Annotated in this window: 9 protein-coding genes; 3 read left to right on the forward strand and 6 right to left on the reverse strand. The window is 64.7% G+C overall.

Translation table 11 applies throughout. The annotated features are described in order from the left end of the window. Positions 1-253 precede the first annotated feature (253 nt). From CVM73_RS38320 to rpmI, 5 genes are all read right to left on the reverse strand, one after another. The gene (locus CVM73_RS38320; protein WP_100236887.1) at positions 254-1,024 is read right to left on the reverse strand and encodes a sulfite exporter TauE/SafE family protein; all 771 of its coding nucleotides are present in this window, start codon (positions 1,022-1,024) and stop codon (positions 254-256) included. Positions 1,025-1,079: 55 nt separating this feature from the next. Continuing rightward, positions 1,080-3,488: a phenylalanine--tRNA ligase subunit beta gene (gene pheT / locus CVM73_RS38325; protein WP_100236888.1), complete on the reverse strand. Its 2,409-nt coding sequence runs from the start codon at positions 3,486-3,488 to the stop codon at positions 1,080-1,082. Further along, positions 3,485-4,567: a phenylalanine--tRNA ligase subunit alpha gene (gene pheS, locus CVM73_RS38330; RefSeq protein WP_100236889.1), complete on the reverse strand. Its 1,083-nt coding sequence runs from the start codon at positions 4,565-4,567 to the stop codon at positions 3,485-3,487. Before pheS ends, pheT begins: the two co-directional genes overlap by 4 nt. Positions 4,568-4,754: 187 nt before the next feature. Then, positions 4,755-5,114 carry a 50S ribosomal protein L20 gene (gene rplT, locus CVM73_RS38335; protein ID WP_027561620.1) on the reverse strand — a complete coding sequence of 120 codons (360 nt, stop codon included), beginning with the start codon at positions 5,112-5,114 and terminating at the stop codon, positions 4,755-4,757. Positions 5,115-5,194: 80 nt separating this feature from the next. Continuing rightward, positions 5,195-5,395 (reverse strand): 50S ribosomal protein L35, encoded by a 201-nt coding sequence (gene rpmI / locus CVM73_RS38340; protein ID WP_008539890.1) that lies wholly within the window; start codon positions 5,393-5,395, stop codon positions 5,195-5,197. Positions 5,396-5,668: 273 nt separating this feature from the next. On the opposite strand from rpmI, the gene CVM73_RS38345 reads away from it, so the two are divergent. Beyond that, positions 5,669-6,073, forward strand: a complete 405-nt coding sequence (locus CVM73_RS38345; protein WP_100236890.1) for a hypothetical protein — start codon at positions 5,669-5,671, stop codon at positions 6,071-6,073. A 249-nt stretch (positions 6,074-6,322) separates the two neighbouring features. On the opposite strand, the gene infC is transcribed toward CVM73_RS38345, so the two are convergent. Further along, on the reverse strand, positions 6,323-6,862 hold the full coding sequence (gene infC, locus CVM73_RS38350) for a translation initiation factor IF-3 (protein WP_027574769.1): 540 nt from the start codon (positions 6,860-6,862) through the stop codon (positions 6,323-6,325). A 251-nt stretch (positions 6,863-7,113) separates the two neighbouring features. Here infC and CVM73_RS38355 point away from each other — a divergent pair, with 251 nt between their 5' ends. Then, positions 7,114-7,902 (forward strand): alpha/beta hydrolase, encoded by a 789-nt coding sequence (locus tag CVM73_RS38355; protein ID WP_100236891.1) that lies wholly within the window; start codon positions 7,114-7,116, stop codon positions 7,900-7,902. A gap of 139 nt (positions 7,903-8,041) precedes the next feature. Then, positions 8,042-8,509 carry a nuclear transport factor 2 family protein gene (locus CVM73_RS38360; RefSeq protein ID WP_100236892.1) on the forward strand — a complete coding sequence of 156 codons (468 nt, stop codon included), beginning with the start codon at positions 8,042-8,044 and terminating at the stop codon, positions 8,507-8,509. Positions 8,510-8,800 lie beyond the last annotated feature (291 nt).

Genomic DNA, 8,800 nt, shown 5'->3' on the forward strand with positions numbered 1-8,800 from the left:
CCGGACCCAGAAGCGCCGGCGGGCCTCCAGATCTGCACGATCGTCAAGATCTTCCGGGACCGCGAGGTCCCGCCGGCGTCAGATCTTCCATCAGGAAGACGCCAACAACATGCAATCCGGGACCCATAGCTCCAGGGCGTGGTTTGGCGAAGACCAGCAGTCAAGAGACTGCAGCCGGTACTGCCACCTTTGCTTGATCGATAGATCACGCGGTATGGGTCCCTGCGTTCGCAGGGACGACTCGCGGAGAGAGCTACCGCAACACCCCGTCCAACGCCGGCAGCCCGAAAATCACCGCCATCGCAATCAGTGCATAGCAGATCCCGCGAAACACCTTCTCGCTGGCGCGGCCGAACAGGGAGGCGCCGAAGGCGACGCCGATCGCATAGACCGGGCCCACGATCAGCGAGAGCACCAGCGAATCTCGGCTGATCAGGCCGGTCGTCGCATAGCTGACCATCGAGAAGAAATCCGAGGCGCCGAAGAACAGCACGATGTTGGCGCGCGCGACGATCGGTGCGATCGGGCGGCCAAGCCAGAAGCCGACGATCGGCGGGCCGCCGGTCTGCGCGAGGCCGCTACAGAAGCCGGAGAGGCCGCCGATACCGACCGACAGCCAGGCGTGGTCCTTGCCGCGATAGCGCCAGCCCGACAGCAGCAGAAGCAGCAGCGCAGCGACGAAGCAGGAGATGATCCAGCGCGTGGTGACGGGCTCGAGCACGCTGAGGAAATAGGTGCCGACGGGCACGCCGATCAGCGCGCCCAGCACGATCACCGCGGTGGCCCTGCGATCCGCCTTTCGCCACGCCTCCGGCAGCAGCGGCGCAGCCGCGACGAAATCGATCACGAGCAGCAGCGCGGCAACGAGGCGGGGCGCCGCGACGCTGCTCGCCAGCGGCATGAAGATCAGCGCCGAGCCGAAGCCGGAGAAGCCGCGGGCGGTGCCCGAAACGAAAGCGACGGCGCAGAGCGCCATCGCAATGGTGAGGCTGACATCCGTCGGGAGAAGGTCTGCAAGGCTCATGCTTTGTGATTCTGGAGCATGATGCTGTCCGAAAACCGCCTCACACTTTTCGGCATCATGCTCTCAAGACGCCACCGGTCTTTTTCGTGACTTCGGCCACGATCTTGGCGCCGACGGCCTCGATCTCCTGATCGGTCAGCGTCTTCTCGCGCGGCTGGATCGTCACCGCGATCGCGATCGACTTCTTGCCGTCATCGATGCCCTTGCCCTCGTAGACATCGAAGACGTCGACGCCGGTGATCAGCTTCTTGTCGACGCCTTGCGCGGCGCGGACGATGTCGCTTGCCTTCACGGTGCGGTCGACGATGAAGGCGAAGTCGCGCGTCACAGGCTGGAAGGCGGAGAGCTCGATCAGCGGCTTGGCGCGGGTCGGCTTCTTCTTCGCCTCGGGAATGCGGTCGAGGATCACCTCGAACACCATCAACGGGCCGTCGACGCCGAGCGCCTCCAGCGCGCGCGGATGCATCTCGCCGAAAGTGCCGAGCACATTCTGCGGCCCGATCTGGATCGTGCCGGAGCGGCCCGGATGCAACCAGCCGGGCCCACCGGCGACGATCTGCAGCGCCTGCATCGGCGCACCGGCCGCAGCCAGCACCGCCAGCGCGTCGGCCTTGGCGTCGAACACGTCGGCCTGGGCCGAGCAGGACCAATGCCGGCCGAGACCCTCGGACGAGGCAAGGCCGCGGCGCACGCCGCTCGCCGCCATGAACTGATCCTGCGGACGGTCGCCCCTGAACACCTGGCCGACCTCGAACAGCGCCACATCGCCAAAGCCGCGATCGGCATTGGCCTGCGCCGCCGCGATCAGGCCCGCCAGCAGGGTCGGGCGCATGTCGGACAAGTCTGACGCGATCGGGTTGGCCACTTCGAGCACGCGCTGGCCGCCGCCGAACAGTTCGGCTGCGGGCTTGGCGATGAACGACCATGTGACGGCTTCGACCATGCCGCGGCTCGCCAGCGCGCGCCGAGCGCGGCGGGTGCGCAGCTGCAGCGGCGTCAGCACCGGTTTGCGCGCGTCCTCGCCGCGCTCGAACGGCGTCTCCGGCACCTTGTCGACGCCGAAGATGCGGACGATCTCCTCGACGATATCGGCCTTGCCGTGCACGTCGGTTCGCCAGGACGGCACCGCGACCTTCACCACCGGGCCCGGGCCCGCCATCATGAAGCCGAGATGCGTCAGGATGCGCTTCATCTCTGCTTGCGGCACCTCGATGCCGGACAGACGCTTGACCTCGGTGATTGGGAACTCGATCACGCGGTCGTCGCCAAAGGATTTGCCCACCACGACGGTCTCGGACGGCGCGCCGCCGCACATCTCCATCACCAGCTTGGTCGCGAGTTCGAGGCCAGGCACCATGAAGGCCGGATCGACGCCGCGCTCGAAGCGGTAGCGCGCGTCCGAATTGATGCCGAGCTTGCGGCCGGTCTGGGCGATGTTGATCTCGTTCCACAGCGCCGATTCGATTAGCACGTCGGTGGTGGTCTCGTCGCAGCCTGAGGCCTCGCCGCCCATGATGCCGGCGAGCGATTCGACGCCGTGCTCGTCCGCGATCACGCAAATGGCGGGATCGAGATTGTAGGTGCGGCCGTCGAGCGCGAGCAGGCTCTCGCCGTCGCGGGCACGCCGCACGACGAGATTGCCCTTCACCTTCTTCGCGTCGAACACATGCAGCGGCCGCGCGCGGTCGAAGGTCATGAAGTTGGTGATGTCGACCAGCGCGTTGATCGGGCGCAGCCCGATCGCGGTCAGCCGCTTCTGCAGCCATTCCGGCGACGGCCCGTTCTTGACGCCGCGCACGAGACGGAGCGCGAAGCCCGGGCAGAGCGTGGCGTCCTCGACCGTGACCTTCACGGGGCAGGGGAATTCGCCCTTGATCGGCTTGATGGTCGGATCCTTGAACTTGCCCATGTCGGCGGCGGCAAGATCGCGCGCGATGCCATGAACGCCGGTGCAGTCCTGCCGGTTCGGCGTCAGATTGATCTCGAGCACGGGATCGCCGAGGCCGGCCCATTCGGCGTAAGCAGCGCCGATCGGCGCGTCCGCCGGCAATTCCATGATGCCGTCATGGTCGTTGGAGATCTGCAGCTCGGCCGCCGAGCACAGCATGCCGCGGCTCTCGACGCCGCGGATGGTGCCGATGCCGAGCGTGATGTCCTTGCCGGGAATGTAGGTGCCGGGGGCTGAGAACACGCTGACGAGCCCGGCACGCGCATTCGGCGCGCCGCACACCACCTGCACCGGCGCACCACCGTCACCGGTGTCGACCATGCAGACGCGCAGCCGATCCGCGTTCGGATGCTGCTCGGCCGAGATCACCTTCGCAATGGTGAAGGGCTTCAGCGCCTTCGCCTTGTCCTCGATGTTCTCGACCTCGAGCCCGATCATGGTGAGCTTGTCGGCGAGCTTGTCCAAGGGCTCGTCGGTCTCGAGATGGTCCTTCAGCCAGGAGAGGGTGAATTTCACGAGCTCAGCCCTCCGGCAAGCGTTGGCACTTCGAGCGGCTTGAAGCCGTAATGGGACAGCCAGCGGACGTCGCTGTCGAACAGCTGGCGTAGGTCGGCGATGCCGTATTTCAGCATGGCGATGCGGTCGATGCCCATGCCCCAGGCAAAGCCCTGGTACTCGTCGGGATCGATGCCGCAGGCGCGCAGCACGTTCGGATGCACCATGCCGCAGCCGAGAATCTCGAGCCAATCCTCGCCCTCGCCGAAGCGGATCTCGCCCTTGTCGCGTCGGCACTGGATGTCGACTTCCAGCGACGGCTCGGTGAACGGGAAGAACGAGGGGCGGAAGCGCATGTTGATGTGGTCGACCTCAAAGAACGCCTTGCAGAACTCGTGCAGGATCCATTTGAGGTGGCCGAGATGCGAGCTCTTGTCGATGACGAGGCCTTCGACCTGGTGGAATTGCGGCGTGTGGGTCGCGTCCGAATCGATGCGGTAGGTGCGGCCCGGGCAGATCACGCGGATCGGCGGCTTCTGGCTCAGCATGGTGCGCACCTGCACCGGCGAGGTGTGGGTTCTGAGCAGCATGCGCGAGCCGTCTTCCTTCGGATGGAAGAAGAACGTGTCGTGCATCTCGCGCGCGGGATGGCCTTCTGGGAAGTTCAGCTTGGTGAAGTTGTAGTCATCGGTCTCGATATCAGGGCCCTCGGCGACCGAGAATCCCATGTCGGCGAAGATCGTGGTCAGCTCGTCCCAGACCTGGCTCAGCGGATGGATGCGGCCAGCCTCGGCCGGCGCATCGCGCAGCGGCAGGGTGACGTCGATGGTCTCGGAGGCGAGCCGCGCATCGAGCGCCGCCGACTTCAGCACGTCGCGTCGCGCCGCAAGCGACTGGCTGACTTCGTCCTTGGCCTGGTTGATCGCGGCGCCCTGCGTCTTGCGCTCGTCCGGCGACATCTTGCCGAGCGTGGCGAGGAGCGCCGAGATCGAGCCCTTCTTGCCGAGGGCTGCAACACGCACGGCTTCGAGCGCAGCCTCGTCGGAGGCGGCGGCGATGTCGGCGATGATCTGGGCTTGGAGCTGGGCAAGATCGGTCATGGCAATCCCTTTTGGCCAGGATGCTGAGCCGATGATCCTAGCCCGTCACACCCGGCATTGCGCCGGGCGTCCACGTCGGAGAAGTGTGTTTGCGCAACAGGTGACGGTCGGGGCAGGAAAGCGCGAGAGGCGCCTCTGCCCGGGCCATCACAAGCTGAATGCTGCGCAGAGCACAATGGAAGGCGGCTTACGCCGCCAGAGCAGCCTTGGCCTTCTCTGCGATCGCCTGGAACGCAGCGGGCTCGCTGATCGCGAGGTCCGACAGCACCTTGCGGTCCACGGTGATGCCCGACTTGGCCATACCGTCGATAAATCGGCTGTAGGTCAGGCCGAACGGACGGACGGCCGCGTTGATGCGCTGGATCCAGAGCGCGCGGAAGGTGCGCTTCTTACGCTTGCGGTCGCGGAAGGCGTATTGCTGGGCCTTCTCCACGGCCGGCTTGGCGGCGCGGATGGTGTTCTTGCGGCGGCCGTAGAAACCCTTGGCGGCCTTGTAGACTTTCTTGTGCTTGGCGTGGGCGGTCACACCGCGTTTGACGCGAGACATGACGAAATCCTTCAGAGATGACTTTGGTTATCGGATTGCCGCGGGATGCGCGGCACGGATGGCAGTGATCGTGGACGCGATCAGGCGTTCGGCAAGAAGTACTTCTTGACGTTGTCGCCGTCGGTCTTGAACAGCACGCGGGTGCCGCGGAGCTGACGGATCTGCTTCTTCGTCCGCTTGATCATGCCGTGACGCTTGCCGCGCTGGGCGTGCATCACTTTGCCAGTGGCAGTCACCTTGAAGCGCTTTTTAGCGCCCGATTTGGTCTTCAGCTTGGGCATTTGGCTCTCCTAATGGCCATAGAGGTCCGCCCGCGAAGGCGGCTGGCCGTCAAAAATGCTCGTTAGAGCGTTGATTGTGCTCAGGTTTTGCGAACAAGCGCGAAACCCGCACGAAACACCGCCACGGCAGCCCGTAAATCAGCCGGGCGATGAAGGCTGGGCTTATGACAGAGGACAAGCCAATTGGCAACGATGAACCACCGAAACGGGCCCGCCGACTATTGGAAGTTGCCACCCTCATGTCCAAGCCTTGTCGCCTGAAGCAGGACCAAAATGGCCGATTTCCCGCAATTTCTTTCTTCGCTCACTGGTTTCGCCCGTCCGCGCCATCTGGCGCTGTTCGCCGTGCTCGCCACGGCTGCGCTGCCGTCAACCGCCGACGCTCGCGCTGGCGGCTATGACGGCATCTGGAACGTCACCTTCGCCACTACCCGCGGCAGTTGCAGCTCGGGCTACAGCGTTCCCTTCACCGTATCAGGCAGCCGCGTCTCGTCCGCCGGCGGTGGCCGGGTCTCGGGCCGGGTCAACCGCGCAGGTGCCGTCGCCGTCCAGGTTTCGGTCGGCGCCTCCCATGCCAGCGGCGGCGGCCGGCTCGCCGGCGTGAATGGCGCCGGATCGTGGAGAGGCATCATCTCCGGCGACCAGTGCAGCGGCACCTGGCAGGCGACAAGGACCTGAGTTTGAGGTGAATCGCCGCCACAACGGCGGTGCGTTCCTTCCCCCGCTTGCGGGGGAGGGTTGGGGAGAGGGTGTCTCCGCAACGGGATAATCCCCCAGAGGAGAGAGCCCTCACCCGGCGCTTCGCTCCACCCTCTCCCGCAAGCGGGCGAGGGTGCAGCAGCGCCCGCGGCTTGCACCTCGTAAAACAAAACGGCCCGCCGGAGATCCGGACGGGCCGTTGAACTTTCAGTTCCCAAGCGCTTCGCGTCAGCGCGGCGCCAGCACCATGACGACCTGGCGACCTTCGAACCGCGCGTCCTGCTCGACCTTGGCGAGCTCGGCGACGTCGGTCTTGATCTTGTCGAGAAGCTTGGTGCCGATCTCCTGGTGCGCCATTTCGCGGCCGCGATAGCGCAGCGTGATCTTGACCTTGTCGCCCTCTTCGAAGAACCGCTGCATCGCGCGCATCTTCACGTCGTAATCGTGATCGTCGATCATCGGGCGGAGCTTGATCTCCTTGATCTCGACGGTCTTCTGCCTCTTACGGGCTTCCGCAGCTTTCTTCTGTGCGGAATACTTGTACTTCCCGTAGTCCATGATCTTGCAGACGGGAGGGCTGGTATTCGGCGAAATCTCGACCAGATCCATGCCGACTTCCTGAGCCATCCGGATGGCGACGACGGTCTCGACCGTACCTTTGTTCTCACCGGTCTGGTCGATCAGCTGGATCTGCGCATTGCGGATATCATCATTGATGCGCGGCCCGTCTTTGCTGGCAGCGGGCGGAGCTTTATTAGGACGGCGAATGGGTGGTTCTCCAAAGTTGTGAAGGAAGCGGCTATTTTGAAGGAAGATGCGTTTGCCGGCAAGCAAGTCGCTCGTGCGAAACGCGAAAAACCCTCAAATGCGAGACATTTTGGTCACGCCCGACGGCACGGTGCTCGACATAGACACCTTGCTTCTGTTCCGCAAGCGTCCCAAAGGGACAATGCCGATATCAGGCGTGCTTTCGGAATAAGCCCGGACAGCTCAAACCGCACAGCCAGAGTAAACGTTCCATGACCGATGCAATTTCTGATGCCGTGCTCGACTTCATCGAATTGGGCGAAGGCCCGTCCGCGCGCCGGATCGCGGTGCGCCACCGCGCCGGCAAGGGTCCCGGCCTCGTCTGGCTCGGTGGCTTCAAGTCGGACATGCAGGGCGGCAAGGCCGTGGCACTGGACGCCTGGGCCGGGGATCACGGCCGCGCGGTGGTTCGGTTCGATTATTCCGGCCACGGCGAATCCAGTGGCGATTTCGCCGACGGAACCATCGGAAGCTGGCTCGAGGACAGCGTCGCCGTGTTCGAGCGGTTCTGCGACGGCCCGCAAATCCTGATCGGCTCCTCCATGGGCGGCTGGATGGCGCTGCTGCTCGCGCGCGAGATCAAGAAGCGCAGCAGCAAGGGGGCGCTGGCAGGCCTCGTGCTGATCGCGCCGGCGCCCGACTTCACCGAGGAACTGATGTGGAAGAATTTTTCACCCGCGGTGAAGAAGGAGATCGAGATCAAAGGCTTCTGGCTGCGGCCATCGGAATATGGCGACGGCTCGCCCTATCCGATCACGCGGAAGCTGATCGAGGAGGGACGCAATCATCTCATGCTCGGCAGTGCCATCGATCTCGGCTGCCCCGTCCGCATCCTGCAGGGCGCGCAGGATCCCGACGTGCCGTGGCAGCACGCGTTTGCGCTGACGCACCGCCTGCCGGCCGACGACGTCGTGCTGACCATGATCCAGGACGGCGATCACCGCTTGTCACGCCCGCAGGACATCGCGCGCATTCTTGCCGCGGTCGCGGAGATCGGGTGAAGTGTTGCTTAGCACTCGGTGTCATCGTCCGCGAAGGCGGACGATCCAGTATTCCACCAGCGGTCGTGATTGAGCCGATGGGCCGCGGCGTACTGGATGCCCCGCCTGCGCGGGGCATGACGAAGAAGGAGACACGCCAATGATCACCACCGCGATGCTGCGCGCCTTCTGCGATGCGGTCGAGCAGCGCAACGGCCGTGCCTTTGCCGAGCTGTTCACCGAGGACGGTATCTATCACGACGTGTTCTACGGTGTCTTCGCCGGCCGCGAGAAGATCGCCGCGATGATCGACGACTGGTTCTACCGCACGGCGACCGATTTCCGCTGGGACATGCACGATCCCGTCACCGACGGTACCACGCTCTATGCGCGCTACACCTTCAGCTATCGCTCGACCCTGCCGGAAGCAAACGGCGCGCGGGCGATGTTCGAGGGCGTGGCGATCATGACGCTGAAGGGCGGCAGGATCGCGAGCTACCATGAGGTCGCCAACACCGCGCCGGCCTTCGTCGACCTGAAGTTCGCGCCGGAACGGATCGCGAAGATCGTCGCCAAGCAGGGCGCCGAGCTGAAGGCGCGGCCGGAGATGCGGCGGCATCTGAAGTAGGCTCTCTCCTCCGTCATTCCGGGGCGCGCCACCTGGCGCGAGCCCGGAATGACAAAAACTACGGCGGTGGCACGTTCGTCATCGGCTTGCGCTGCGACCGTCGCGGTGCCGATCGGGCCCTGCTCGTCACAAGCACCGCTGTCATCGCCCGACTTGATCGGGCGATCCAGGGCGAATTCAATCGGTCGTTGCAACACCTTGACAAAGGAGGTTGCGATGACGCGGTCCCAAGGAATTCTGCGAGAGAGTTGTAGGCCGTTCTGGGCTGCGATTGCCGCGGGGCGCTCGAGC

Source organism: Bradyrhizobium forestalis (assembly GCF_002795245.1).
Classification (GTDB): Bacteria; Pseudomonadota; Alphaproteobacteria; order Rhizobiales; family Xanthobacteraceae; genus Bradyrhizobium; species Bradyrhizobium forestalis.